Annotated in this window: 25 protein-coding genes; 7 read left to right on the plus strand and 18 right to left on the minus strand. The window is 61.4% G+C overall.

What is annotated here, in order from left to right:
- Positions 1-46: 46 nt before the first annotated feature.
- The 5 genes from BMZ46_RS24220 to BMZ46_RS24240 form a co-directional block, all read right to left on the minus strand.
- On the minus strand, positions 47-1066 hold the full coding sequence (locus tag BMZ46_RS24220) for a branched-chain amino acid aminotransferase (RefSeq protein ID WP_039767249.1): 1020 nt from the start codon (positions 1064-1066) through the stop codon (positions 47-49).
- A 236-nt stretch (positions 1067-1302) separates the two neighbouring features.
- Positions 1303-2676, minus strand: a complete 1374-nt coding sequence (gene lpdA, locus BMZ46_RS24225) for a dihydrolipoyl dehydrogenase (RefSeq protein WP_074688832.1) — start codon at positions 2674-2676, stop codon at positions 1303-1305.
- A gap of 4 nt (positions 2677-2680) precedes the next feature.
- Positions 2681-3952: a dihydrolipoamide acetyltransferase family protein gene (locus BMZ46_RS24230; RefSeq protein WP_074688830.1), complete on the minus strand. Its 1272-nt coding sequence runs from the start codon at positions 3950-3952 to the stop codon at positions 2681-2683.
- Positions 3953-5011 (minus strand): alpha-ketoacid dehydrogenase subunit beta, encoded by a 1059-nt coding sequence (locus BMZ46_RS24235; protein WP_003224000.1) that lies wholly within the window; start codon positions 5009-5011, stop codon positions 3953-3955. It abuts the gene before it with no gap.
- 1 nt (position 5012) lies between these two features.
- A complete protein-coding gene (locus tag BMZ46_RS24240) occupies positions 5013-6248 on the minus strand; it encodes a 3-methyl-2-oxobutanoate dehydrogenase (2-methylpropanoyl-transferring) subunit alpha (RefSeq protein ID WP_007965287.1) in 1236 nt (411 codons plus the stop codon).
- A gap of 185 nt (positions 6249-6433) precedes the next feature.
- Here BMZ46_RS24240 and bkdR point away from each other — a divergent pair, with 185 nt between their 5' ends.
- The gene (gene bkdR, locus BMZ46_RS24250; RefSeq protein WP_025111414.1) at positions 6434-6922 is read left to right on the plus strand and encodes a Bkd operon transcriptional regulator BkdR; all 489 of its coding nucleotides are present in this window, start codon (positions 6434-6436) and stop codon (positions 6920-6922) included.
- A 71-nt stretch (positions 6923-6993) separates the two neighbouring features.
- Here bkdR and BMZ46_RS24255 read toward each other — a convergent pair whose 3' ends face one another.
- Positions 6994-7857, minus strand: a complete 864-nt coding sequence (locus BMZ46_RS24255; protein ID WP_074688825.1) for an MBL fold metallo-hydrolase — start codon at positions 7855-7857, stop codon at positions 6994-6996.
- A 104-nt stretch (positions 7858-7961) separates the two neighbouring features.
- Between BMZ46_RS24255 and BMZ46_RS24260 the strand changes: the two genes are divergently transcribed.
- Genes BMZ46_RS24260 through BMZ46_RS24270 form a run of 3 tightly spaced genes read left to right on the plus strand, consistent with a single transcriptional unit; the run spans position 7962 to position 10393 of the window.
- Entirely contained in the window at positions 7962-8300 is a 339-nt protein-coding gene (locus BMZ46_RS24260; RefSeq protein WP_007952897.1) for an ArsR/SmtB family transcription factor, read from the plus strand.
- 38 nt (positions 8301-8338) lie between these two features.
- Positions 8339-9583: an NAD(P)/FAD-dependent oxidoreductase gene (locus BMZ46_RS24265; protein ID WP_074688823.1), complete on the plus strand. Its 1245-nt coding sequence runs from the start codon at positions 8339-8341 to the stop codon at positions 9581-9583.
- Positions 9584-9592: 9 nt separating this feature from the next.
- On the plus strand, positions 9593-10393 hold the full coding sequence (locus tag BMZ46_RS24270) for a sulfite exporter TauE/SafE family protein (RefSeq protein ID WP_064597548.1): 801 nt from the start codon (positions 9593-9595) through the stop codon (positions 10391-10393).
- 48 nt (positions 10394-10441) lie between these two features.
- Here BMZ46_RS24270 and BMZ46_RS24275 read toward each other — a convergent pair whose 3' ends face one another.
- The 7 genes from BMZ46_RS24275 to BMZ46_RS24305 all read right to left on the minus strand — a co-directional run bounded on the left by BMZ46_RS24275 (position 10442) and on the right by BMZ46_RS24305 (position 17686).
- On the minus strand, positions 10442-11722 hold the full coding sequence (locus BMZ46_RS24275) for a TRAP transporter large permease (RefSeq protein ID WP_039767236.1): 1281 nt from the start codon (positions 11720-11722) through the stop codon (positions 10442-10444).
- Positions 11722-12249, minus strand: coding sequence for a TRAP transporter small permease (locus BMZ46_RS24280; protein WP_074688820.1), 528 nt, complete (start codon positions 12247-12249; stop codon positions 11722-11724). Before BMZ46_RS24280 ends, BMZ46_RS24275 begins: the two co-directional genes overlap by 1 nt.
- 78 nt (positions 12250-12327) lie before the next feature.
- Positions 12328-13299 (minus strand): TRAP transporter substrate-binding protein, encoded by a 972-nt coding sequence (locus BMZ46_RS24285; RefSeq protein ID WP_074688819.1) that lies wholly within the window; start codon positions 13297-13299, stop codon positions 12328-12330.
- A gap of 60 nt (positions 13300-13359) precedes the next feature.
- On the minus strand, positions 13360-14253 hold the full coding sequence (locus BMZ46_RS24290) for an SMP-30/gluconolactonase/LRE family protein (RefSeq protein WP_074688817.1): 894 nt from the start codon (positions 14251-14253) through the stop codon (positions 13360-13362).
- A gap of 41 nt (positions 14254-14294) precedes the next feature.
- On the minus strand, positions 14295-15119 hold the full coding sequence (locus tag BMZ46_RS24295) for an NAD-dependent epimerase/dehydratase family protein (protein WP_039767231.1): 825 nt from the start codon (positions 15117-15119) through the stop codon (positions 14295-14297).
- 149 nt (positions 15120-15268) lie between these two features.
- Positions 15269-16564 carry an OprD family porin gene (locus BMZ46_RS24300; protein ID WP_064597539.1) on the minus strand — a complete coding sequence of 432 codons (1296 nt, stop codon included), beginning with the start codon at positions 16562-16564 and terminating at the stop codon, positions 15269-15271.
- A gap of 171 nt (positions 16565-16735) precedes the next feature.
- On the minus strand, positions 16736-17686 hold the full coding sequence (locus BMZ46_RS24305; RefSeq protein WP_074688815.1) for a polysaccharide deacetylase family protein: 951 nt from the start codon (positions 17684-17686) through the stop codon (positions 16736-16738).
- A 203-nt stretch (positions 17687-17889) separates the two neighbouring features.
- Between BMZ46_RS24305 and BMZ46_RS24310 the strand changes: the two genes are divergently transcribed.
- Together BMZ46_RS24310 and BMZ46_RS24315 are read left to right on the plus strand one after the other, a co-directional pair.
- Positions 17890-19545, plus strand: coding sequence for an MFS transporter (locus BMZ46_RS24310; protein WP_074688813.1), 1656 nt, complete (start codon positions 17890-17892; stop codon positions 19543-19545).
- Positions 19542-20684, plus strand: coding sequence for an HlyD family secretion protein (locus tag BMZ46_RS24315; RefSeq protein ID WP_039767224.1), 1143 nt, complete (start codon positions 19542-19544; stop codon positions 20682-20684). The genes BMZ46_RS24310 and BMZ46_RS24315 overlap by 4 nt, the downstream gene beginning before the upstream one ends.
- Positions 20685-20686: 2 nt before the next feature.
- Here the strand turns inward: BMZ46_RS24315 and copD are convergent, their stop codons facing one another.
- From copD to BMZ46_RS24330, 3 genes are read right to left on the minus strand one after another with little or no spacing between them, the layout of a single operon-like run.
- The gene (gene copD, locus BMZ46_RS24320; RefSeq protein ID WP_074688811.1) at positions 20687-21544 is read right to left on the minus strand and encodes a copper homeostasis membrane protein CopD; all 858 of its coding nucleotides are present in this window, start codon (positions 21542-21544) and stop codon (positions 20687-20689) included.
- Between the two features lie 3 nt (positions 21545-21547).
- Positions 21548-21910 (minus strand): copper homeostasis periplasmic binding protein CopC, encoded by a 363-nt coding sequence (gene copC / locus BMZ46_RS24325; protein WP_039767220.1) that lies wholly within the window; start codon positions 21908-21910, stop codon positions 21548-21550.
- A 47-nt stretch (positions 21911-21957) separates the two neighbouring features.
- Positions 21958-22392, minus strand: a complete 435-nt coding sequence (locus BMZ46_RS24330; RefSeq protein WP_039767218.1) for a GNAT family N-acetyltransferase — start codon at positions 22390-22392, stop codon at positions 21958-21960.
- 146 nt (positions 22393-22538) lie between these two features.
- Between BMZ46_RS24330 and BMZ46_RS24335 the strand changes: the two genes are divergently transcribed.
- Positions 22539-23159, plus strand: coding sequence for a TetR/AcrR family transcriptional regulator (locus BMZ46_RS24335; RefSeq protein WP_007952885.1), 621 nt, complete (start codon positions 22539-22541; stop codon positions 23157-23159).
- Positions 23160-23287: 128 nt separating this feature from the next.
- Here the strand turns inward: BMZ46_RS24335 and preA are convergent, their stop codons facing one another.
- Entirely contained in the window at positions 23288-24562 is a 1275-nt protein-coding gene (preA, locus tag BMZ46_RS24340) for an NAD-dependent dihydropyrimidine dehydrogenase subunit PreA (RefSeq protein ID WP_074688810.1), read from the minus strand.
- On the minus strand, positions 24563-25930 hold the full coding sequence (locus BMZ46_RS24345) for an NAD(P)-dependent oxidoreductase (RefSeq protein ID WP_074688809.1): 1368 nt from the start codon (positions 25928-25930) through the stop codon (positions 24563-24565).
- Positions 25931-26085: the final 155 nt, after the last annotated feature.

Consider the following 26085-nt stretch of genomic DNA (forward strand, 5'->3'; position numbering starts at 1 on the left):
CCCCATCGATCACTCGATGGGGGCTTTTGTGCATCTGGCCGTCAGATCAAACCTTGACGATCCAGCCTGCTGGCGCTTCAACGTCGCCGGTCTGCACGCCGGTCAGCTCTTTGTAGAGCTTCTGGGTGACCGGGCCGACTTCGGTTTCGCTGTGGAAGACGTGCAGGTGGTCGTTGTAGCTGATGCCGCCGATCGGGGTGATCACCGCAGCAGTACCGCAAGCACCGGCCTCTTTGAAGTCCGACAGCTTGTCGATGAACACGTCGCCTTCGACCACTTCCAGGCCCAGACGGGACTTGGCCAGTTCGATCAGCGACAGACGGGTGATGCCTGGCAGTACTGACGGCGAGTTCGGGGTCACGAACTTGTTGTCGTGGGTGATCCCGAAGAAGTTGGCCGAACCGACTTCTTCGATCTTCTTGTGGGTCAGCGGATCCAGGTAGATGGCGTCAGCGAAGTGCGCTTTCTTGGCCTGGGAACCCGGCATCAGGCTGGCGGCGTAGTTGCCACCGACCTTGGCGGCACCGGTGCCTTGTGGCGCGGCGCGGTCGAAGGTGGAGATCTGGAAGTTGTGCGGGGTCAAGCCGCCCTTGAAGTAGGCGCCAACCGGAATGCAGAAGATCGAGAAGATGAATTCGGGTGCGGTACGCACGCCGATGTTGTCACCCACGCCGATCACGAACGGACGCAGGTACAGCGCGCCGCCGGTGCCGTAAGGCGGGATGAAGCGCTCGTTGGCGCGAACCACTTGCTTGCACGCTTCGATGAACTGCTCGGTGGACACATGCGGCATCAGCAGGCGGGCGCAGCTGCGTTGCATGCGCGCGGCGTTCTGGTCTGGACGGAACAGGTTGATCGAGCCGTCCTTGCAACGATAGGCCTTCAGGCCTTCGAAGCATTGCTGGCCATAGTGAAGGGCAGTGGAGCCTTCGCTGATGTGCAGCACGTTGTCTTCGGTCAGGGTGCCTTTGTCCCACTCGCCGTTGCGAAAGTACGACAGATAGCGTTTGTCGGTCTTGATGTAGTCAAAACCCAGCTTGTCCCAGTTGATGCTTTCGTTACCCATGACACCCTCTATCACTGAACAACCGCCGAAGCGGTTCAAGGCTTCTGACGTTTTTTTGGATGGGCACAACAATACTTCATTCTTGAGCGGTTTCGCAGCCCGAAATCTCTGCCTTTGATCGTTCCCACGCTCTGCGTGGGAATGCAGTCCGGGACGCTCTGCGTCCCAACAGCCGAACGCGGAGCGTCCGTGGAGGCATTCCCACGCGGAGCGTGGGAACGATCTGCGACCGAGAGTCACAGATGCAACGCGTGCCCAAGCGCACGTAACGCCGCTTCCTGCACCGCTTCACCCAAGGTCGGATGCGCATGGATGGTACCGCCGATGTCTTCCAGTCGCGCACCCATTTCCAGACTTTGGGCGAACGCGGTCGACAATTCCGATACCCCGACACCCACCGCCTGCCAACCGACAATCACATGGTTGTCCCGACGAGCGACCACCCGCACGAAGCCGGTTTTCGATTCCAGGGTCATCGCCCGGCCATTGGCCGCGAACGGGAAGTTCGACACGATGCAGTCCAGTCCTGCCGCTTTGGCCTCGTCCGGGGTCTTGCCGACCACCACCATTTCCGGGTCGGTAAAGCACACGGCAGCGATGGCGGTCGGGTTGAACTCGCGGGTCTTGCCGCTGATCAGCTCGGCAACCATCTCGCCCTGAGCCATGGCGCGGTGGGCCAGCATCGGCTCGCCGCTCAGGTCGCCAATGGCGTAGACGTTGCGCATGCTGGTCTGGCAGCGGCTGTCGATCTTGATCGCCGAGCCGTTCATGTCCAGGTTCAGGGCTTCAAGGTTCCAGCCCTGAGTATTGGGTTTGCGACCGACAGCCACCAGCACCTGATCGGTTTCCAGATTCAGCATGTCGCCGTTTGGATCGCGCACCTGCAAAGTCCCGTCGAAACCCAGCACGCTGTGTTTCAAATACAGCTTTACGCCGAGTTGCTTCAGCGCGTCGTGCACCGGTTGGGTCAGTTCGGCGTCGTAGGCCGGCAGAATGCGATCCTGCGCCTCTACCACGCTGACCTCGGCACCGAGCTTGCGATAGGCAATGCCCAGCTCCAGGCCGATGTAACCTCCGCCGACCACGATCAAGCGTTTCGGAACCGACTTCGGTGCCAGCGCTTCGGTGGACGAAATGATCGGCCCGCCAATCGGCAGGATCGGCAGGTTGACGCTTTTCGATCCGGTGGCCAGCACCAGATGCTCGCACTGGATGCGGGTATCGCCGACTTCCACGGTCTTGCCGTCGATGACCTTGGCCCAGCCGTTGATGACCTGAACCTTGTTCTTCTTCAGCAGCGCGGCGACGCCGGTGGTCAGGCGATCAACGATGCCGTCCTTCCACTCGACGCTTTTAGTGATGTCGAGGGTCGGCGCCGAAACGCTGATGCCCAGTGCCGAATGCTGGTTGTGATGTTGAGTCTGGTGAAACTGCTCGGCCACGTGGATCAGCGCTTTCGACGGAATGCAGCCGATGTTCAGGCAGGTACCGCCCAGCGATTCGCCCTCGACCAGAATGGTCGAAATGCCCAGTTGCCCGGCGCGAATGGCCGTCACGTAACCGCCGGGGCCGCCACCAATGATCAGCAGCGTGGTGTTCAGAGATTGCATGCCATCACTCCACAAACAGGGTCGCGGGTTGTTCGAGCAAGCCACGAATGGCCTGGATGAAGAGCGCCGCGTCCATACCGTCGACCACGCGGTGATCGAAGGAGCTGGAGAGGTTCATCATCTTGCGGATCACCACTTGGCCTTTGACGACCATCGGACGTTCGACGATTTTGTTCACGCCGACGATGGCCACTTCCGGCAGGTTCAGCACCGGGGTACTGACGATGCCGCCAAGGGCGCCGAGGCTGGTCAGGGTGATGGTCGAGCCGGACAGCTCATCGCGGCTCGCCTTGCCGTTGCGTGCAGCGGTGGCCAGGCGGGAGATTTCCGCCGCGCTGTCCCACAGGCTGCGAGCTTCTGCGTGACGCACGACCGGCACCATCAGGCCGACATCGCTTTGCGTAGCGACGCCGACATGCACCGCGCCGAGGCGGGTGATGACCTGGGCTTCGTCGTCGTAGCGGGCGTTCATCTGCGGGAAGTCGCGCAGGGCAACGACCAGTGCACGCACCAGGAACGGCAGCAAGGTCAGCTTGCCACGGCTGGCGCCGTGTTTTTCGTTCAGATGGGCACGCAGTTCTTCAATTGCGGTGACGTCGATTTCCTCGACATAGCTGAAGTGCGCAGCACGCTGAGTAGCGTCCTGCATGCGCTGGGCAATCTTGCGGCGCATGCCGATCACTTGAATCTGTTCTTCATCGTGACGCTGGGCGTACGCGGCAGCGACCGGCGCCGAAGCGTTCGATTGACCTTGCGCCAGATACGCCTCGAGGTCTTCGTGCAACACGCGACCGGCCGGGCCGGAACCGCGCACCAGACGCAATTGAATGCCCAGGTCCAGCGCATGCTTGCGCACGGCCGGCGAGGCCAGCGGACGCTCATCGGCTTCGCGAGCGACCACCGCGCCCTGGCAAACCGGAGCCGTACGCGGCGCGGCGGGTTTGCTTTCAACGACAGCTTCAACTTTGGGTGCGACTGGCGTTTCTTTCGCCGTAACTGGCGCCGGTTTGTCCGACTCCTTCAGATTGCCGGCGCCCTCGACCTCGATGCTGATCAGCACACTGCCGACCGCCATCACTTCACCCGGCTGACCGCCCAGCGCAATCACCTTGCCATGGACTGGCGAGGGAATATCGACCATCGCCTTGTCGGTCATCACATCCGCCAGCACCTGATCTTCAACGACCAGATCACCAACCTTGACGTGCCACTGCGACAGTTCTACTTCTGCGATGCCTTCGCCGATGTCCGGCATCTTGATAACGTGCGTGCCCATTCAGACCTCCATGACCCGTTTCAGCGCCGCGCCCACTCGGGACGGCCCAGGGAAATACGCCCACTCCTGCGCGTGCGGGTAGGGGGTGTCCCAACCGGTGACGCGTTCGATCGGCGCTTCCAGGTGGTGGAAGCAATGCTCTTGCACCAGCGACACCAGTTCGGCGCCGAAACCACAGGTGCGGGTGGCTTCGTGAACGACCACGCAACGGCCGGTTTTCTTCACGGATTTGACGATGGTTTCCAGGTCCAGCGGCCACAGGCTGCGCAGGTCGATGACTTCAGCGTCAACACCGCTTTCTTCAGCCGCAACTTGCGATACGTAAACGGTGGTGCCGTAGGTCAGGACGGTCACGTCCTTGCCCGGACGGGTGATGGCGGCCACGTCCAGCGGCACGGTGTAGTAACCGTCCGGCACCTGGGCTTGCGGGTGTTTCGACCACGGGGTTACCGGGCGGTCGTGGTGGCCGTCGAACGGGCCGTTATAAAGGCGTTTTGGCTCGAGGAAGATCACCGGGTCATCGTTTTCGATGGAGGCGATCAGCAGGCCTTTGGCGTCATACGGGTTGGACGGCATGACGGTGCGCAGACCGCAGACCTGAGTGAACATCGCCTCGATGCTCTGGCTGTGGGTCTGGCCGCCGTAGATGCCGCCGCCGCAAGGCATGCGCAGGGTCATCGGGGCGGTGAACTCGCCGGCCGAGCGATAACGCAGACGGGCGGCTTCGGAAATGATCTGGTCGGACGCCGGGTACACGTAGTCGGCGAACTGAATCTCGGCCACCGGACGCAAGCCATAAGCGCCCATGCCCACCGCGACGCCGACGATGCCGCTTTCGGAGATCGGCGCATCGAACACCCGCGAGGTGCCGTACTTGGTCTGCAAGCCTTCGGTGCAACGGAACACGCCGCCGAAGTAACCGACGTCCTGGCCGAACACCACCACGTTGTCGTCACGCTCAAGCATCACATCCATGGCCGAGCGCAGGGCCTGGATCATGGTCATGGTGGTCGTGGTCATGGCGGTTTCCAACTGAATATTGTTGTTGTGATCGTTCATGTCAGATCCCCAACTGCTGACGCTGGCGCTTCAAGTGCTCCGGCATCTCTTTGTAGACGTCTTCGAACATGGTCGCGGCGCTTGGAATCTGGCCGCCGGCGAGGGTGCCGTACTGTTCGGCCTGTTTCTGCGCGGCGATCACTTCGGCTTCGAGCTCGGCGCTGACGGCGGCGTGCTCCTCTTCCGACCAGTGGCCGACCTTGATCAGGTGCTGTTTCAGGCGGGCAATCGGGTCGCCCAGCGGGAAGTGGCTCCAGTCGTCGGCAGGACGGTACTTGGACGGATCGTCGGAGGTCGAGTGCGGGCCGGCGCGGTAGGTGACCCATTCGATCATGGTCGGACCGAGGCCGCGGCGGGCGCGTTCGGCAGCCCAGGCGGAGGCGGCGTAGACCGCGTAGAAATCGTTGCCATCCACCCGCAGCGAGGCGATGCCGCAACCGACGCCGCGTCCGGCGAAGGTGGTGGCTTCACCACCGGCGATGGCCTGGAAGGTCGAAATCGCCCACTGGTTGTTGACCACGTTGAGGATCACCGGCGCACGGTAAACGTGGGCGAAGGTGAGGGCGGTGTGGAAGTCCGATTCGGCGGTGGCGCCGTCACCGATCCAGGCCGAGGCTATTTTGGTGTCGCCCTTGATCGCCGAGGCCATGCCCCAGCCCACGCCCTGAATGAACTGGGTGGCAAGGTTGCCGGAAATGGTGAAGAAGCCTGCGTCCTTGACCGAGTACATGATCGGCAGTTGACGGCCCTTGAGCGGATCGCGCTCGTTGGACAGCAGTTGGCAGATCAGGTCGACCAATGGCACGTCGCGGGCCATCAGAATGCTTTGCTGGCGGTAGGTCGGGAAGCACATGTCGTCGATGTTCAAGGCCAGGGCCTGGGCGCTGCCGATGGCTTCTTCGCCGAGGCTCTGCATGTAGAACGACATTTTTTTCTGGCGCTGGGCGACCACCATGCGGTTGTCGTAGATGCGGGTCTTGAGCATGGCACGCATGCCTTTGCGCAGGATCTCGACCGGCACGTTTTCGGCCCATGGGCCGAGGGCGTTGCCCTGGTCATCAAGCACGCGGATCAGGCCACGTGCCAGGTCGGCGGTGTCGGCCGGTTCTACGTCGATGGAAGGTTTGCGCACCGTGCCGGCATCGGTCAGATGCAGGTAGGAGAAATCGGTTTTGCAGCCTGGGCGGCCCGAGGGTTCAGGGACGTGCAGACGCAGCGGTTCATACGCTTGGGTCATGGCTTCTACGCTCGATCTTGTGAATTTCTTGTAGTGAGCTGGCAGTCATTCTTCGATAAAAGAAATCTTGTCCTACAACAATCATAGGCCCGGCCAAGAAGAATATTTCTCTCTGTTTCGTTGCGCTGAAGATCATTTGCAGATAGAAATTCTGCATAAACATAAAAAACAGGTGGTTTTGTCTCATGCGCAAACTGGACCGTACCGATATCGGCATTCTCAACAGCCTTCAAGAGAACGCGCGCATCACCAACGCCGACCTGGCGCGATCGGTCAATCTGTCGCCGACGCCGTGCTTCAACCGGGTCAAGGCGATGGAGGAACTGGGGCTGATCCGCGAGCAGGTAACCCTGCTGGATGCCGACCTGCTGGGGCTGCACGTCAACGTGTTCATTCACGTCAGCCTGGAGAAGCAGGTGGAAGAGGCCCTGCAGCATTTCGAAGAGGCGATTTCCGATCGCCCGGAGGTCATGGAGTGCTACCTGATGGCCGGCGACCCGGACTATCTGATCCGGGTGCTGGTGCCGACCATCCAGTCGCTCGAACGCTTCATGATGGACTTTCTGACCAAGGTGCCGGGTGTGGCCAACATCCGGTCGAGCTTTGCGCTCAAGCAGGTGCGCTACAAGACGGCGTTGCCGTTGCCGGCGAACGGTTTGACATTGGGTGCTTGAAGATGATCGTTCCTACGCTCTGGGTGGGAATGCCGCCATGGACGCTCCGCGTCCCGCTTCCGATCAGTTGATTACAATTTGTTGAGCGGAATTTTCAGGTACACCACGCCGTTATCTTCCGCCGCCGGAAAATCCCCCGCCCGCACATTCACCTGAATCGCCGGCAGCAACAGCGTCGGCATTCCCAACCCCGCGTCCCGCCGCGTGCGCATTTCAACGAACGTGGCTTCATCGATGCCGTCATGCACATGGATATTGCTTTTGCGCTGTTCACCGACAGTAGTCTGGCACTGTGCCTGGCGACTTTCGGGTGGATAGTCGTGGCAGACGTAGAGCTTCACGCTGGCGGGGAAGGCCAGCAGCTTGTGAATCGAATTGAACAATTGATGCGCGTTGCCACCGGGAAAGTCGCAACGGGCGGTGCCGACGTCGGGCATGAACAGTGTGTCGCCGACCAGAATCTGCTCGCCATCGATCAAATAGGCCATGTCCGCCGGGGTGTGGCCGGGGACGTGCAAGGCGGTGGCCTTGAGATTGCCGATCCTGAATGACTCGTTCGGTGCGAACAGATGATCGAACTGCGAGCCGTCGACGCGAAATTCCGGTTCCAGGTTGAACAGCGCCTTGAACACGTTCTGCACTTTGCTGATCGATTCGCCAATCGCGATTTTCCCGCCCAGTTCCCGACGCAGGTACGGCGCGGCGGACAGGTGATCGGCGTGCGCATGGGTTTCCAGCAGCCATTGCACTTGCAGGTCGTGGGCGCGAACGAAGGCGATGATCCTGTCCGCCTGTGCCGTGCAGGTGCGACCGGCGGCACCGTCGTAATCGAGCACCGGATCGACGATCGCGCATTGCCCACCGTCGGCTTCGTAGACCACGTAGCTGTAGGTCGAGGAGGCGGGGTCGAGAAAGGCTTCAATCAACGCGGGCATGGACATGAACCTGTGGCAGAGGACGAAAAGTCAGTCGTGGGTTGCAACACTTTATGTAAACACATAATGTCCGCAGCTTAAGTGACGTTGAAGGCATCCTGCAAATGCAATCCAGTCTGACCGAATGTGAAGTCGCCCAACTGCGCGCCTCGGCTTCCAAGGCCTGTTCGCTGCTCAAGGCATTGGCCAATGAAGATCGGCTGCTGATCCTGTGCCAGCTGACCCAGGGCGAGCGCAACGTCGGCGAGCTGGAGAAAATGACCGGCGTGCGGCAGCCGACCCTGTCCCAGCAGCTGGGTATCCTGCGTGATGAAGGGCTGGTCGCGACCCGTCGTGAAGGCAAGTACATTTTTTACGGTCTCGCCAGTCACGAAGTGATCCAGGTGATGAAAACCCTTTCCGGACTCTACTGCGGAGCCGTGCTCAAAAGCTGGGCGCAATAGACCCGGCTATCCTTGCGTGCAGCCATAAGGAACAAACAATGAACGATCAACACTGGGGCCCATCCATCAGTGCGGACATCGTGGTCATCGGCGGCGGCACTGCCGGCATCGGTTTTGTCGCGAGCCTGCTCAAGCGCGATCCCGGCCTGAAAATCACGGTGATCGAGCCGAGCACCCTGCATTACTACCAGCCGGCGTGGACGCTGGTCGGCGGTGGTGCCTTTGATGCCAAAGACACTGCCCGACCGATGAACAAAGTGATGCCGCGTCAGGCCACCTGGATTCAGGCTGCAGTGACCGGCATCGACCCCGACCAGCGCCGTCTCACCCTCAACGATCAACGCACCGTCGCCTATCAGAACCTGATCGTCTGCCCCGGCCTGCGCCTGGCGTGGGAGAAGATCGAAGGCTTGCAGGAAAGCCTCGGCCAGCACGGCGTCACGTCCAACTACAGCTATCAGCACGCGCAATACACTTGGGATCAGGTGCAGAAACTGAGCGGCGGCAAAGCGCTGTTCACCCAGCCGCCGATCCCGATCAAGTGCGCCGGCGCGCCGCAAAAGGCGCTGTACCTGTCCTGCGATCACTGGCTCAAGCGCAACGTGCTGAGCAAGGTCGAGGTCGAGTTCAATCTGGCCGGCGCCGCATTGTTCGGCGTCCCGACCTTCGTACCGCCGCTGATGAAGTACATCGACAAATACAACGCGCGGCTGGCGTTCAATTCCAATCTGGTGAAGGTCGACGGCCCGGCGAAAACCGCCTGGTTCGACGTCAAGGATGCGGACGGCAACGTCACCCGCCAGGCCAAGACTTTCGATCTGCTGCACGTCGTCCCGCCGCAGGTTTCACCGGATTTCATCGCGCAAAGTCCGCTGGCCGACGCCGCTGGCTGGTGCGAGGTCAATCCGCACACGCTGCAACATCCGCGTTATCCCGACGTGTTTGCCCTGGGCGATATCTGCGGCACCACCCATGCGAAAACCGCCGCGGCAGTGCGCAAGCAAGTCGTGGTGGTGGCGGAAAACCTTCTCGCCCTGCGCAAGGATCTGGCACTGCCGCTCAAGTACGACGGCTATGGTTCCTGCCCGCTGACGGTAGAGAAGGGCAAGGTGATCCTCGCCGAGTTCGGCTACGGCGGAAAATTGCTGCCGACCTTTCCCCTCGACCCGACCGTGCCGCGCCGCTCCGCGTGGTGGCTGAAGGCGACGCTGCTGCCGTGGTTCTACTGGAACGGCATGCTCAAGGGCCGCGAATGGCTGACGCGTCTGTCCAGGGTCGACTGAGAACACGCTATGTTGCTGGCAAGTCTGTTTGGCGTGGTGATGGGATTGGTCCTTGGTCTGACCGGGGCCGGCGGTGGGATTCTCGCGGTGCCGGCGCTGGTGCTGGGGCTGGGCTGGACGATGACGCAAGCGGCGCCGGTGGCGTTGTTTGCAGTGGGCAGCGCGGCGGCGGTCGGCGCGATCGATGGTTTGCGTCACGGTCTGGTGCGCTATCGCGCGGCGCTGCTGATTGCAGCGCTCGGCGCGGTGTTTTCGCCAGTGGGCATCTACTTCGCCCATCAGTTGCCGGAAAAGGTTTTGATGATTCTGTTCAGCCTGCTGATGGTGATGGTGGCGTGGCGCATGCTGCGCCGTGAACGCCAGCAGGAGGGGCCGAGCGATCATGGCCACGCCAGCTGGGGCCAGAAGAACTGCATGCTCAATGAACAGACCGGCCGTTTCGACTGGACCGCCAAATGCACCGCGACCCTCGCGGCACTGGGCGCGGTCACCGGTGTGGTGTCCGGTTTGCTGGGGGTGGGTGGCGGGTTTTTGATCGTGCCGGCGTTCAAGCAACTGACCGACGTGCAGATGCGCGGGATCGTCGCCACTTCACTGATGGTCATCAGCCTGATTTCCGCCATCGGCGTGATCGGCGCGTTCCACGCGGGCGTGCGGATAGATCGACTGGGTGCTGCGTTCATTGTGGCGAGCATCGTCGGCATGATCATCGGTCGCCAACTTTGCGCGCGAGTACCGGCGAGGACGTTGCAGGTGGGGTTTGCCAGTGTGTGCCTGGTGGTTGCGGCTTACATGTTGCTGCGGGCTTGATATGAAGTCTGTGACGAGGGACCAGGCGCCCTCGCCACAGTGATCGCGTTACAACACCAGGTGCGGTAACCACAGCGACAGCGCCGGAACGTAGGTCACCAGCATCAGCACCAGGAACAGCACCGCATAGAACGGCAGCAGCGCCTTCACCGTGCTTTCGATACTGACCTTGCCCACCGCCGAACCCACGAACAGCACGGCGCCCACCGGCGGCGTTATCAGGCCGATACCGAGGTTGACCAGCATGATCATGCCGAACTGCACCGGGTCGACGCCGATACCGAGGATCACCGGCATCAGAATCGGCGTAAGGATCAGGATCAGCGGCGCCATGTCCATCACGGTGCCGAGCAACAGCAGCATGACGTTGATGCACATCAGGATCACGTAGCGGTTGTCGGACAGGGTCAGGAACAGCGTGGTGATTTTCGCCGGGATCTGCATCAGGGTCATGATGTAGCCGAAGCTGGCGGCGAAGCCGATCAGGATCATCACGATGGAAATGGTGCGCACCGTGCGATGCATCAGTTTCGGCAGCTCACTCCATTTGTAGTCGCGGTAGATGAACATGGTGACGAAAAACGACCACAGCACGGCGATGGCCGCCGACTCGGTGGCTGTGAAGATCCCCGACAGAATCCCGCCGAGAATGATCACCATCGCCATCAGCCCCCACAGCGCTTCGCCGCAGATCTTCAAGGCTTCGCGCATCGGGATCACTTCGCCTTTGGGATAGTCGCGTTTGCGCGCGAAAATCAGGCACAGCACCATCAGGCACGCGCTCATCAGCAGGCCCGGCACGACACCCGCCATGAACAGCGAAGCGATGGACACGGTGCCGCCAGCCGCCAGCGAGTAGAGCACCGAGTTGTGACTCGGCGGGGTCAGCAAGGCCTGCACCGAACCACTGACGGTCACTGCTGTGGAGAAGTCCCGGGGATAGCCCTTGCGCTCCATTTCCGGGATCAGTACCGAACCCACCGACGCGGTATCGGCCACCGACGAGCCGGAAATCGCACCAAAAAACGTCGAGGCCATGATGTTGACCAACGACAGCCCGCCACGCACGAAGCCCACCAGGACCCCGGCGAACGCCACCAGCCGTCGCGACATGCCGCCCTCGGCCATGATCGCGCCGGCGAGCACAAAGAACGGAATCGCCAGCAGCGAGAATTTGTTCACCCCGCCCGCCACCTGAATCATCAGGGCCTGGAACGGGATGTCGATCCACCACGCGCCGATCAGCGCCGACAGCCCGAGCGCATAGGCCACCGGCATGCCGATCAGGATCAGTGCGATAAAACTGCCCAGCAGAATCAATGCGTCCATCAGGCAGCCCCTTCGTTTTCTTCAACCAGGTCGAACTGCACCACGCGGCGATTGCTTTGATCGCCGAGCAAGAGTTTTTCCAGCACGAAAATCAGCGTCAGCGCGCCGCCAATCGGGATCGGCATGTAGGTGATGCCGACGCGCAATGTCGGCAGGGCGCTCATGAACTGGTTCCACGTCGACAGGCAGAGCTTGGTGCCCCAGATGGTCATGAACAGGCAGATGGTGCCCATGAGCACTTGGGAAACGATGCTCATGGTTCGACGCATGTTCGGTTGCAGACGGTCGGTGACCATCGCCACCGCCATGTGCGCGCCGGCGCGATAGCTGGCGGCGGCGCCGATGAAGGTGAAGACCATCATCAGCAGGATGGCGGTGGGCTCCGGCCAGCTCGAGCCGGTGCCGAGGACGTAACGGGCGAACACGCCCCAGGGAATGATCAGGGAAATGGTCAGCACCGACAGACCGGCGACCCAGATGCAGGCCATGTAGATCCGGTCATTGATGCGCAGCAGCAAATTCTTCATCGGGTTCCACCGTAACCGGGCACGCGTGAGCGTCGAGCGACGCCAGCGCTGCCGGGCCTTGTATTGAGGGCAGGGAGGTTACTGAACGGCTTCGATGCGTTTGATCAGGTCGACGTAGGGCGCGCCGTATTTTTCGCGAATCGAAGCGGTGGCCTCGTAGAAGGGTTTCTTGTCGACGGTGATGAACTCGACGCCGGCGGCCTTGAGTTTCTCTTCACTGCTGGCCGACTTGGCATCCCACAGCGTGCGCTCCTGAGCTTGCGCAGCCTTGGCGGCTTTTTTCACCAGCGTCTGCTGATCGGGGCTGAGTTTTTCCCAGGTGATTTTCGACATCACGATGGGTTCTGGCAGGATCAGGTGCCCGGTCAGGCTGTAGAACTTGGCGTTCTGGTAGTGGTTGTGTTCGAGCAGGGTCGGCGGATTGTTTTCCGCGCCATCGATGACGCCGGTCTGCAGGGCACTGAAGATTTCGCCGGTGTCCATGGCGATACCGTTGCCGCCCATGGCGTTGATGGTCTCGATGAACATCGGGTTGCCCTGCACGCGGATTTTCATGCCCTTGAGGTCTTCAAGGCTGCGCACCGGTTTCTTGGTGTAGATGTTGCGCGTGCCACCGTCCATCCACGCCAGCGCCACGAGGTTGAATTCGGAGTTGGTGATCTTGTCGAGGATCTCGTCACCGATTTCACCGTCGATGATTTTGCGCATGTGCGCCTGGTCACGGAACACGAACGGCATGTTGAACACGTTCACGTCCGGCACCACAGGGCCGACGATCCCGAGGCTGACGCGGGCCATCTGGATGGCGCCGACCTGAGCCTGTTCGACCACTTCCTTTTCCGAGCCGAGCACGCCGCCGGGAAACATTTTGAAGGTCAGCTTGCCGTCACTTTCGGCAACCAGGGTCTTGCCCAACTGTTCTTCGGCGACCACGGTCGGATAACCGGCGGGGTGGATGTCGGCGAATTTGATTTCCAGCGCCTGGGCCGCGCTGCCGAAGGTGAGCGCGAGGGGGAGGGCGACGGCGAGCAACGTGCGTTTGAAGTCCATGAGGGGTTCTCCAGTCTTGTTATTTTTGTGTTCAAGGCACAGCAATGCAGCAAGGGCGGGTTACAGCAGATCGTCGAACATTGGCTCCGGCAGGCCTTTGACGCCGGGGTTGAGGGCGAACACGCCGCCGGCCAGGGACTGCGGATCCTGGTCGTCGCCGGGGCGAATCGAAGTCACGAACAAGGTGTCCATCCGGCTGCCGCCGAAGGCGCACATGGTGGGTTTTTTCACCGGCACCGACAGCGAGCGGTCAAGGCGACCTTGCGGGGTGAAACGATGGATCAGGCCGACGTCGTTCGCGCAGATCCAGTAGCAGCCATCGGCATCCACGGCTGCGCCGTCGGGGCGGCCGTAAAAATGGTTCATGTCCACGAACACCCGCCGGTTGGAGGGTGTGCCTGTCTCGGTGTCGTAGTCGAAAGCCCAGATCAGTTGGACGTTCGGGTGCGAGTCCGACAGGTACATGGTTTTGCCGTCCGGGCTGAAGCCCAGGCCATTGGGCACGATGAAGCCATCAAGCTGTGCCTCGATCACGCCTGTTTGCCCGGCACCGTAACGATAGAGCCGGCCCTCGGGCAGATTCAGGCCCATGTTCAGCACCATGCTGCCGGCCCAGAACCGACCCTGGCGGTCGCAGCGACCGTCGTTCAGACGCATGTCCTGGCGGTTGTGTTCCACGGTCGCGAGCAGGTCGCTGTCGAGGCTGCCATCGCCATGCGGTTGCAAGTGAAAGAACCCGCTCTCCATCCCGGCAACCCAACCGCCCTTGCTGTGGCGGGCGATGCAGGCAAGCATTTCGGGAGTCTTCCAGGCATGGACATGGCCAGTGTCGGCGCTCCAGCGCTGCAGGCCGCCGTTGGGGATATCGACCCAGTACAAGGCGTTCTCCTGCGATACCCAGACCGGGCTTTCACCCACCGCGTTGCGGGCGTCGACGATCAATTCGGCTTGCATACTCATTCCCTTGGTTTTATTGGAGACGTGAATCGCGCCGGTCAATCGCCAAACGGGCCGGCCGCAACGAAGGCTCCGCCCTGATAGATCCGCGCCGGGTCATCGGCTGCCGGCATGGGCTGCGCCTCGACCTTTTCGCGAAACACTTCGGAGGTGTCTTTGGCCTCGAAACCGAGGTGGCTGGCGAAGCGGTTGTCCCACCACACATCCTTGTTGGCGGACATGCCATAAACCACGGTGTGGCCGACGTTGGGGGTGTACAGCGAACGTTCGAGCAGTTGGGTGAGATCGTCGAAGCTCAGCCAGGTGTGCATCATTCGGCGGTTCTGTGGTTCGGGAAACGACGAGCCGATGCGGATGCTGACGGTTTCGATTCCATAGCGATCGAAGTAGAAACTGGCCATGTCTTCGCCGTAGGACTTGGACAGACCGTAGTAGCCGTCGGGGCGGCGAGCGGAGCTGGCGTCGAGGCGTTCGTCCTGCTTGTAGAAGCCGATGACATGGTTGGAGCTGGCAAAGATCACCCGCTTCACACCGTGTCGGCGTGCCGCTTCATAGATATGGAATACGCCGCAGATGTTGGCGCCGAGGATTTCTTCGAAGGGGCGCTCCACCGAGACGCCACCGAAGTGCAGGATCGCATCCACGCCTTCGACCAGTTGATGCACGGCGGTTTTGTCGGCGAGGTCGCAGAGCACGATTTCTTCGCGGTCATCGATGGCCGGGGCGAGGGTAGCGATGTCCGAAAGGCGCAACACATTGGCGTAGGGGCGCAGACGTTCGCGCAAGACTTTTCCCAGGCCACCGGCGGCGCCGGTCAGCAGCAGGCGATTGAACGGAGTTGGGGCGGTGGAGGTGGACGTCATGGCAATCCCTTACACGTTGTTATTAGGTTTGTTGTAGGTTGTCGTATGACTGCGCTGAAGTATCGGTAGGGTTTCCGGAACTTGTCAACGCGACTTTCGGTGTAAGTGACGGAAGGCCGATTCACCCTCCGTTCACCCCATGCCGGGGTTTACAACAACGAAATCGGGTAACTGATGAAGATCCGGTTCTCGTCGAATTCATTGGTGCTGAAGTCCCGACGAATCGTCGCGTTGCGCCATTTGACGTTGAGGTTTTTCAGCGGACCGCTCTGCACGGTGTAGGCCAACTCCGACTCGCGCCCCCATTCCTTGCCGTCGGTGATGGTGCCGGTGTGCACGTTGTCACCGCTGATGTAGCGGTTCATCAGTGTCAGCCCGGGGACGCCGAGAACCACGAAGTTGTAGTCATGGCGGATCTGCCAGGAACGCTCCTGCGCGTTGTCGTAACTGGCGTTGTAGCTGTCGTTGGCCAAGGTGCCGCCGCTGGTGCCGTTGACGCGCATCCAGGCATCGTCGCCGCTGAGCTTTTGCAGGCCGATGTAGAACGTGTTGCCGCCGTACCGGGCCGAGAGCATGGCGAATGCGGTTTTGTTGTCGAGGTCGCCGGCCTGGGCGCTGCCGTCTTCCTTGCCGGTGAAGAAACCGAGATTGGCGCCCAGCGTCCAGTCACCCAGCGGCTGGCTGTGGCTGAGGTTGAAGTACTGCTGTTGGTAGATATCGCTGAGTTCGGCATACCACAGACCGACGAGCGTGCGTTTGTCGTTGAAGGTGTATTCGCCGCCGCCGAAGTTAAAGCGATCGGAGGTGAAGGCGCCGCGGCCGTTCATCGACATGTCTTCCATGCTGGCATCGTTGCGCGGGCTGTTGCCACGGAACTGCCCGCCGTACAGGGTCAGGCCGTTGATTTCGGTGGATGTGATCTGCCCGCCGCGAAACGTCTGGGGCAGGGAGCGACCATCGTCCGAGCGCAGGATGGGCAACACTGGCATCCATTCACCCACCTTCAGTTCGGTCTTCGACACCTTGGCCTTGAGCGCAACACCCAGTCGCCCGAAATTGTCCGCCGGGCGTCCGTCATCGTGAATCGGCAGCAGCTGCGTACCGCCTGTGCCTTTGCCGCCATCGAGTTTCTGCGAATACATACCCAGCACGTCCAGACCAAAGCCGACGGTGCCCTGGGTAAAGCCGGATTTGGCGTCGAGGATGAAGTTCTGCGTCCACTCTTCAGCCTTGCCCTGCGGATAGTTCGGGTTGACGAAGTTGCGATTGAAGTAGGCGTTGCGCAGGTTCAGCGTGGCTTTGCTGTCTTCGAGGAAACCCTCGGCATCGGCGCTCATCGGCAAGGCGAGGGCGAGACTGCCGCAGCCGATCAGGCTCAGGGTGGAACGCGGGCGGGGGATGGAAAAACGGGACGTGCGGACGGAATTGCAGACGAGTGTGCTCACTGTGACGCTCCCTGTTTCATTTGTTGTTTTTATTATTTGTTATACGTCGTCGTACAACATGGTTGCGGATATTTGCGAGGTTTTCCGGAAAAGTCAACAGGGCGTCGTACGATGACTTTGGGTGAGCGGGCAGCCCTCAAAGCGCTGTGAAGAGGGCTGCTTTCGGCACGTTTACTGGTTGTAGAGCGCTTCAGTGTTATCGATCAGGGGATTTTTTTCGGTCAGCACGATCTGCGCGATCTGATCCTTGCGCATGAAACTCACCTTCGCATGCGACTGGGCGTACCGGATGAAGCGCTCCATGGCCTCGACCATCGCCGGGGTGCCGCCGATGCGGTCGTGCAGACTCACCGACATCATCCGCCGCTTGCTCGCGCCTTCGGCGTAGAGGCGATCGAATTCCAGCACCAGTTGCTGATAGAACTGCTCGGCAGAGAAATGCCGGCCCTCGACCAGCACGATGTCGTTGTTGCGCAGGGTGTACGGCACCACGGCGAATTTGCGTCCACGAACCATGGTCACGAACGGCTCGTCACGGCTGACGTCGTCGATGTGGTACGTGAAGTTCAGATCCTGCAGCACCTTCAACGTATTGGGGCTGCGGCGCAGCCAGTTGGCGTTGTAGCCGACCGAGCGCTGACCGGTGATTTTTTCCACCGCCGCAACGCCGTCGCCGATGAACTGTTTTTCCTGGGCGTAATTCATGTTGTACGAATCGGCCCAGCGCATGCCGTGGGCTGCCAGTTCATGGCCGCGCTCGGCAATCGCCTTGGCCAGGTCCGGGTGCTTGAGCGCCGCTTCGCCGACCACGTGAGAGGTGACTTTGATGCCGGTGCGATCCCACAGATCAAGCATGCGCCACAGGCCTTCCTTGTAGCCGTAATCGAACCAGGTCTGCGCCGGTAGATCCGGGTAGCCTTTTGGCAGCGGTGTACCGGAAAACGGACTTTCAGCGCCTTCGGGCTGACCGCCGGTTTCGAATTGCATCGACACCGAAATCACCAATTGCGAGCCGTCCGGCCACGGGCGTTCCTGGGCAAAAGCGAGGGCTGGCAGCAACAGCGTGGCGGCCAGCAGGTTTTTCAGCAGACGCGGGGAGCGTTGCCTGCGGGGAGTGGTCATATCGGGCACCTTGCAGGTTGAGAAGTGCGGCAAGGTTGGCATCCGCTACGCTTGGGAAAAATCCGCTGCGGGCGAGATGACCTTTAAACAAAATTTACGAATCCACCCAAAATCCCTTGTGGGAGCAGGCTCGCTCCCACACTGGATAGGTGTTTGGCCAGGATTTGCGGCACACTTAAGCGACTACAAGACAAGGCCTTTCAATGGATCAATACGCCCCGCGCAACTGGCAGCCGCACGAGAAGCCCAGTCTGCCCGGTTCTCCCTCGACGCCGCTGCACTCCAACCCCAAGCGCCTGGCTTATGCGCTGGTGGGCTTGCTGGTGGCGGTGACCGGTGGGCTGGGTAATGCGCTGGTGGTCGCCAACCTGCCTTATCTGCAAGGTGCGCTCGGGGCGACGACTGCGGAAATGGCCTGGCTGCCGGCGGCGTACGTGATGACCAACGTGTCGATGAACCTGCTGCTGGTGAAGTTTCGCCAGCAGTTCGGGCTGCGGGCGTTCACCGAGGTGTTTCTGGTGCTGTATGCGCTGGTGACCTTCGGCCATCTGTTCGTCAATGACTTGAATTCAGCAGTCGCGGTGCGGGCGGCCCACGGCATGGTCGGCGCGGCGCTCAGTTCGCTGGGCTTGTATTACATGGTGCAGGCGTTCCCGGCCAAATGGCGGATGAAGGCGCTGGTGCTGGGCCTCGGCACCTCACAGCTGGCCTTGCCACTGGCGCGACTGTTTTCCGAAGACCTGTTGCAGATCGCCGAATGGCGCGGCCTGTACCTGTTCGAATTGGGCATGGCGTTGCTGTCGTTAGGCTGCGTCTTGATGCTCAAACTGCCGCCGGGTGACCGGTTCAAGACCTTCGAACCCCTCGATTTCCTCACCTTTGCGATCCTTGCCAGTGGCGTGGCCTTGCTTTGCGCCGTGTTGTCCCTGGGCCGGATCGACTGGTGGCTGGAAGCAGACTGGATCGGCATCGCCCTGGCCGCGTCGATTGCGCTGATTCTCGCGGGGCTGGCCATCGAACATAACCGCAGCAACCCGATGCTGATGACCCGCTGGCTCGGTAGCGGGGTGATGATCCGTCTGGCGCTGGCGGTGATCCTGATTCGCATGGTGACCTCGGAGCAATCCACCGGCGCCGTGGGCTTCATGCAAAACCTGAACATGAGCAGCCAGCAGCTTCATAGCTTGTACGTGGTGATGCTGATCGGCAGCGTCGCCGGGCTGCTGACCAGTGCGCTGACCATCGACCCGAAACACCTGCTGATGCCGCTGATCGTTTCGCTGGCGTTGATGGCCACCGGCTCGATCATGGACAGCTCATCGAACAACCTGACCCGCCCCGGCAACCTGTATTTCAGCCAGTTCCTGCTGGCGTTCGGCAGTACGTTCTTCCTCGGCCCGACCATGGTGCTGGGCACGCGCAACGTGCTGACCAACCCGCGCAACCTCGTGAGTTTTTCTGTGTTGTTCGGGATCTGCAACAACCTCGGCGGCCTGATCGGCGCGGCGTTGCTGGGGACTTTCCAGATCGTGCGCGAGAAATTTCATTCCAGCCACATCGTCGAGCAACTGGTGCTGTCCGATCCGCGTGTAGCCGCCCGGGTGCAGAGCGGCGGATCGGCGGTCGGCTCCGTGATTGTCGACCCGAGTCTGCGCAATCTGCAGGGCATTCGCAGCCTGGCCAACGCTGCCACGCGCGAAGCCAACGTACTGGCCTATAACGATGTGTTCATGCTGATTGCGGTCATCGCGATCCTGACCATGATCTGGATTTCCATCCGTGCGCTGTGGCTGATCAGTACCACCAAAGCCGTAACCCCGACACCTTCCGTACCTTCCAGCGGTGCCACTTCTTCATGACCGAACCGACCACTACGACCACCAATGCCATCGCCGCCACCCCTGAAGGTGTGGCGCCGCCGTCATCACCGAACACCGAGCCGCGCTCGTTGCGGGTGCGGATCATCTCGTCGCTGGGGTTTGCCGCGATTGCCATCGTCGGCGTATTGATCGTGCTTTACGCCTGGCAACTGCCGCCGTTCAGCAGCGCAGTTGAGACCACCGAAAACGCCTTGGTGCGCGGGCAGGTAACGATCATCGGCCCGCAGCTCAGTGGCTATGTGTTTGAAGTGCCGGTGCAGGATTTCCAGTTTGTGAAGGAGGGCGACTTGCTGGTGCGTCTCGATGACCGCATCTATCAGCAACGTCTCGACCAGTCGCTGGCACAACTGGCGGTGCAGAAGGCCTCGCTGGCCAACGTGGTGCAGCAGCGCAACAGCGCCGAAGCCACTATCAAGTTGCGGCAGGCGGTGGTGGCCGACAGCGAGGCGCAGTTGCGCAAAAGCGAGGCCGACTTGCGTCGCAATAAGGCGCTGGTCAATGACGGTTCAGTGTCCAAACGTGAGATGGACGTGGCGCTGGCCGCCAACGCGCAAAGCATTGCGGCGGTGGCGCAGGCCAAGGCCAATCTGGAAATCGCCCGGCAGGATCTGCAAACGGTGATCGTCAATCGCGGTTCGCTGGAAGCGGCGGTGGCCAGCGCCGAGGCAGCGGTACAGCTGGCGCGGATCGACTTGTCCAACACCCGGATCATCGCCCCGCGCGACGGTCAGCTCGGGCAGATCGGCGTGCGTCTCGGCGCCTACGTCAACTCCGGGGCGCAGTTGATGGCGCTGGTGCCGAACCAGAAATGGGTGATCGCCAACCTCAAGGAAACCCAGATGGACAATGTACGCGTTGGGCAGCCGGCGAGCTTCACCGTCGATGCCTTGAACCACCGCAAGTTCACCGGCCACGTGCAGCACATCTCGCCGGGCACCGGTTCCGAATTCGCGTTGTTGCAGGCCGACAACGCCACCGGCAACTTCGTGAAAATCGCCCAGCGGGTGCCGGTGCGCATCACCATCGATCCGGATCAGCAGGAGAGCGAGCGTTTGCGGCCGGGGATGTCGGTGGTGGTCAGCATTGATACGGCGGCGGGCGATACCCAGAAACACTGACCTCAGGCAGCGATCATCGGCGGCAGGGTGCCAAGCACGGAAACCGCCGCCACGGCGCCGATCCCCAGCAGCCATTCGAGCATGACGCTGCGCTTGAGGGTGTCGAGCCGTTGTTCGCAATCGTTGATCCGCAGGCGATTGAACAGCGCCAGGGCGAGCATGCCAAACACCAGCAGCGCCTTGATCAACAGGATCAGGGCGAAGCCCGAGAACAGCGGTGTCGGCCACCATTGGCCGGTGAGCACGCGCACATTGATCAGCCCGGTGATCAGCAGGCCGGCGACCAGTGCGTAACCGAGCCCGCTGAAACGCTGCAAGACTTCGCGCATGTCTTTGTCAGGTTGGCGCAGGATCATCACCAGCATCAGCAGCCCGCCGAGCCAGGCGCCGACGCAAGTCAGGTGAATGACCTGATTGAGGATCAGCATCTGCCCGCTGAAGCCATCGAGCATCGCCCCGTGTCCGACTGGTGCCAGCGTCATCAGCAGCACCGCACTCAGACCCAGCCGCAATGGCTGGTTCGAACGCCACGGCGTAAACAACAGCGCCAGCAACAGGGCATTGATCAGCAGATGCCAGCGCCAGACCTGACCGAAAAACGTATGACCGAGAACCAGCTCGACGGTGGCCGGATCAAACGCGGCAGCCGCCGAACCGGCCATGCTTGCGGTAATCAACAACGCCCAGATGACGCCGCTGATCAGGGCAATCGCCGCCAGCCAGCGAGTCAGTCGCGCCAGCTGCCGATCCAGAAGCGGCGCTTCACCCTTGAGCAGCAGCGGCCGGAACAGCCAGGCCCCGAACAGCATCAACACCACGATGAAATGCAGGAACCGGCACAGCACCAGCGCTTCACTCATGAATTACTGGCCAACCTTGAACTGATAGGCGCCTTCGCTTTTGTGCGTATCGACCGACACCGCATGCCATTCGATTTTGTATTCCCCAGCGGTCAGCGGTGCTTCGGGGGTGACGATCAGGGTTTTCTTGTCGCCTTCGGTGGTCAGCGGTTTGACCGCCACCGGCTTGCCATCGTGGGTCACGGTGACTTTGGTGAAGCTGGCTTCGACGCCTTCGGAAAACATCAGGCGCAGATCCGCCGGTGCCGCGACGGTGCTGTCGGCGGCCGGAATCTGACTTTTCAGATGGGCGTGGGCAAAGGCCTGGGAAGTGACGATCAGCGAAGCCAGCAGCGCGCCAGCGGTGAACAGTTTTTTCATCGACATGGAAAGATTCCTTTCAGTGAAATGGCGGGCTGAGTATAGAACGTGGATCACAGGGCTTTCAGGCGCATGTGAATGACCGGAAAGGGCCGGCCTTCGCCGTCGAGTGCCGAGCGGCCGATGTCTTCGAATCCGTAGTGACGGTAGAAGCCGTGGGCCTGCGGGTTCTGTTCGTTGACGTCGACCTTCAGCAGCGGGCGGCGGACGTGGTCGAGCAAGCGTCGGCCGATGCCCTGGCCACGCTGGGCCGGGTCGATGAACAGCATCTGCACGGTGTCATCGTCGGTGGCGATAAAGCCTGCCGGGGAGTGGTCGGGGTTCTCGAAAACCTGCACATCCAGCGCGGGCAGGTAGGTGTCACGCACCAGCGGGAACAGCCGATGGATATCGTCTTCCGGGAGGAAATCGTGGGTGGCGCGGACCGAGCGCTCCCACAGTGCGGCGAGCTGCGGATCATCCGCAGCGGTGCGCTTTCGAATGGTCATGGACGAATCCTTCAGTGTCTGACGGGGAGAAGGAGGGCGATCCTAAACCAGAAAAAAGCCCAAGTGTGTGAAGAATCGTTCTAGGCTGTCGCCCCTTGCCCAGAGCGGATGCTAGTCTTCAACAACGTTGTCTTCAGGGAGCCCTCATGGGCAATCACAAGATCGAAATCCGCCGTACCAACGTCGACAAGATCCTGCTGGCGGCGGAAAAAGTCTTCGCCGAAAAGGGTTTCGGCGGCACCGCCATGGCGGACATCGCCGCTGAAGTGCAGCTGCCACGCTCCAATCTGCATTACTACTTTTCGACCAAGAGCGAGCTGTACAGCGCGGTGCTGTTCGACCTGCTGGAAGTGTGGAAGCAGGACGCACTGTGCTTCGAGATGTTCGACGATCCGCGCGTGGTGCTCAGCAGCTATATCCGCGCCAAGATGAACCACTCGCGCAGCCGGCCCTATGGCTCGAAAGTCTGGGCCAACGAAATCATCCACGGCGCGCCGACCCTCGGCGAGGCGCTGGATGTCAGCCTGTACGACTGGGCGAAGATGAAAGAGGCGAAGATCCGCCAGTGGGTCGAGGACAAGCGGATTCTGCCGGTGGAACCGTCGAGCCTGCTGTACATGATCTGGGCCTCGACGCAGCACTATGCGGACTTCGATCATCAGGTGAATATTCTGAATGAGCACCAGCCGCTGTCGGACATGCAGTTCGAGCGGGCGGTGCAGACGGTGACCAGCGTGATTTTGCGGGGGATAGGCTTGGAGCCGTAACTGATCGTTCCCACGCTCTGCGTGGGATTGCCTCAAGGGACGCTCCGCGTTCCAGTGGGACGCAGAGCGTCCCGGGCTGCATTCCCACGCGGAGCGTGGGAACGATCTTTCAGCGTGGGAACGATCATTCAGGCACTGACGTGATACGGATTCCTCGGATCATGATTCCAGTCCAGAAACGGCTTCCCTGTCTCCATCGGCACCATCTCGATGCAATCCGCCACCGGACAGGTGATCTGACACAGATTGCACCCCACACACTCGTCATCGATCACTTCATATTGATGCGTGCCATCGGCCTGTTTCAGGCTGCTGATCGCCTGGTGTGAGGTGTCCTCGCAGGCAATGTGACAACGCCCGCAACCGATGCATGCCTCCTGGTCGATCTTCGCGATCACCTGATAGTTGATGTCCAGGTACTTCCAGTCCGTGGTGTTACCCACCGCGCGCCCGGAAAACTCCGCGATGCTGGCGTAACCCTGACTGTCCATCCACCGCGACAAACCATCCTTCATTTCATCGACAATCCGGAAACCATGCAGCATCGCCGCCGTGCACACCTGCACCGCGCCGCTGCCCAGTGCGATGAACTCCGCCGCATCACGCCAACTGCCAATGCCGCCAATGCCGCAGATCGGCAGGCCCTGGGTCTGTGGATCACGGGCGATTTCCGCCACCATGTTCAGCGCGATCGGCTTCACTGCCGAGCCGCAATACCCGCCGTGGGTGCTTTTGCTGCCGACGGTGGGCAGGGCGACCATGTGTTCGAGGTCGACGCTGGTGATCGAGTTGATGGTGTTGATCAGCGACACCGCATCGGCGCCGCCACGGTGTGCAGCGCGGGCGGCGACGCGGATGTCGGTGATGTTCGGCGTCAGTTTGACGATTACCGGCAGCGAGCAATAGGTCTTGCACCAGCGCGTCACCTGCTCGACGTACTCCGGCACCTGACCGACCGCCGCGCCCATGCCGCGCTCGGGCATGCCGTGGGGGCAGCCGAAGTTCAGCTCGATGCCGTCAGCGCCGGTGGCCTCCACCAGCGGCAGGATGTGTTTCCACGACTCTTCGACGCACGGCACCATCAGCGAAACGATCAGCGCGCGGTCCGGCCAATCCTTTTTCACCTGAGTGATTTCCCGCAGGTTGATTTCCAGCGAGCGGTCGGTGATCAGTTCGATGTTGTTGATGCCCAGCACTTCGCGGTTGGCGCCGTAATGCGCCGAATAACGCGACGACACGTTGACCGCCGCCGGGTCTTCACCCAGGGTTTTCCAGACTACGCCACCCCAGCCGGCCTCGAAGGCGCGGACCACGTTGTAGGCCTTGTCGGTCGGCGGCGCGGAGGCCAGCCAGAACGGATTGGGGGCTTTGATACCGGCGAAGACAATCGAGAGATCGGCCATTTACGCAGCCTCCACTTTGAGCATCAGTTGAGCGTTGATCGCCTCGGCGGCGCGCTTGCCGTGTTGCACCGCTTGCACGGTCAGGTCCTGATCGAGGCTGGTGCAGTCGCCGCCGGCATACACGCCGGGGATGCTGGTGCGCAGGTTTTCATCGACCTGGATTCGATCGCCCTGACGCTTGAGTTCGCGGGCCAGCGGGTCGGCAAGGGCGCTGCCGTCGAAGGCCTGACCGATGGCTTTGAAGATCGCATCGGCGGCCAGCTCGAAAGTCTCGCCCGTGGTTTGCAGGCGCCCCTCCACCAGATGGGTGCGGGCGAAGCGCATGCCGCGCACCTTGCCTTGAGCGTCGAGCAGCACTTCGTCCGGTTGTGCCCAAGTCAGCAGTCGCACCTGATTGGCTTTGGCGATGTCTTGCTCGTGACCGGTGGCGCCCATGTCCGCCGCGCCACGGCGATAGACCAGATTGACGTCGCGGGCGCCGAGGCGGGCCATTTGCACGGCCATGTCGATGGCGGTATTGCCGGCGCCGAGGACGATGCAGCGCTCGGCCAGCGGCAGTTGCGACAGGTCGTCGGCCTGGCGCAGTTCGCGGATGTAGTCGGTGGCGGCGAGCAGGCCAGGGGCGTCTTCGTGGGCCAGGCCGAGTTGCTTGCTCGCATTGAGACCGAGGCCGAGGAACACTGCGTCGAACTGTTGATGCAGTTCGCTCAAAGTCAGGTTGTCGCCGAGTTTCTGTCCGTGGCGGATTTCGATGCCGCCGATCTGCAGGAGGAAATTCAGCTCCTTCTGCGCGTAGTCGTCGACCAGTTTGTATTTGGCGATCCCGTATTCGTTGAGCCCGCCAGCCTTCTCCCGCGCTTCGAAAATCACCACGTCGTGACCGTGCATGGCGCTGCGATGGGCACAGGACAAACCCGCCGGACCAGCCCCGACCACGGCGATGCGTTTGCCCGTCACGGCGGCGCGTTGGAATGGATGTTCGGTGAAGTTCGCGTTGTCCACGGCGTAGCGTTGCAGCAGGCCGATCAGCACCGGCGCGCATTCGTGGGCGTTGTTGCGCACGCAGGCTTGCTGGCAGAGGATCTCGGTCGGACAGACCCGGGCGCAACTGCCGCCGAGGATGTTTGCCGAAAGGATTTTCTGCGCGGCGCCTGGCACGTTGTCCTGATGGATATTGCGGATGAACGACGGAATGTCGATCTCGCTCGGGCACGCGTTCACGCACGGCGCGTCGTAGCAATACAGGCAGCGCGAGGCTTCCAGATGCGCCTGACGGTCGTTGAGCGGCGGCGCCAGATCAGTGAAATGGCCGGCGAGGGCGGCCGCACTTTCTTGCGGGTGCGGGAGATGGTTCAGGGTCTCGATCACGGTTTTTTGCCTCACGGTTATTTGAGGTTTTCTGCCTCTGTCGGGCAGTGGTTAGATCATCTGTTGATCGTTCCCACGCTCCGCGTGGGAATGCAGCCCGTGACGCTCCGCGTCACTGGACGCAGAGCGTCCCTTGAGGCATTCCCACGCAGAGC

This window comes from Pseudomonas sp. NFIX49 (assembly GCF_900115915.1).
In the GTDB taxonomy this organism is placed as follows: Bacteria; Pseudomonadota; Gammaproteobacteria; order Pseudomonadales; family Pseudomonadaceae; genus Aquipseudomonas; species Aquipseudomonas pharyngis.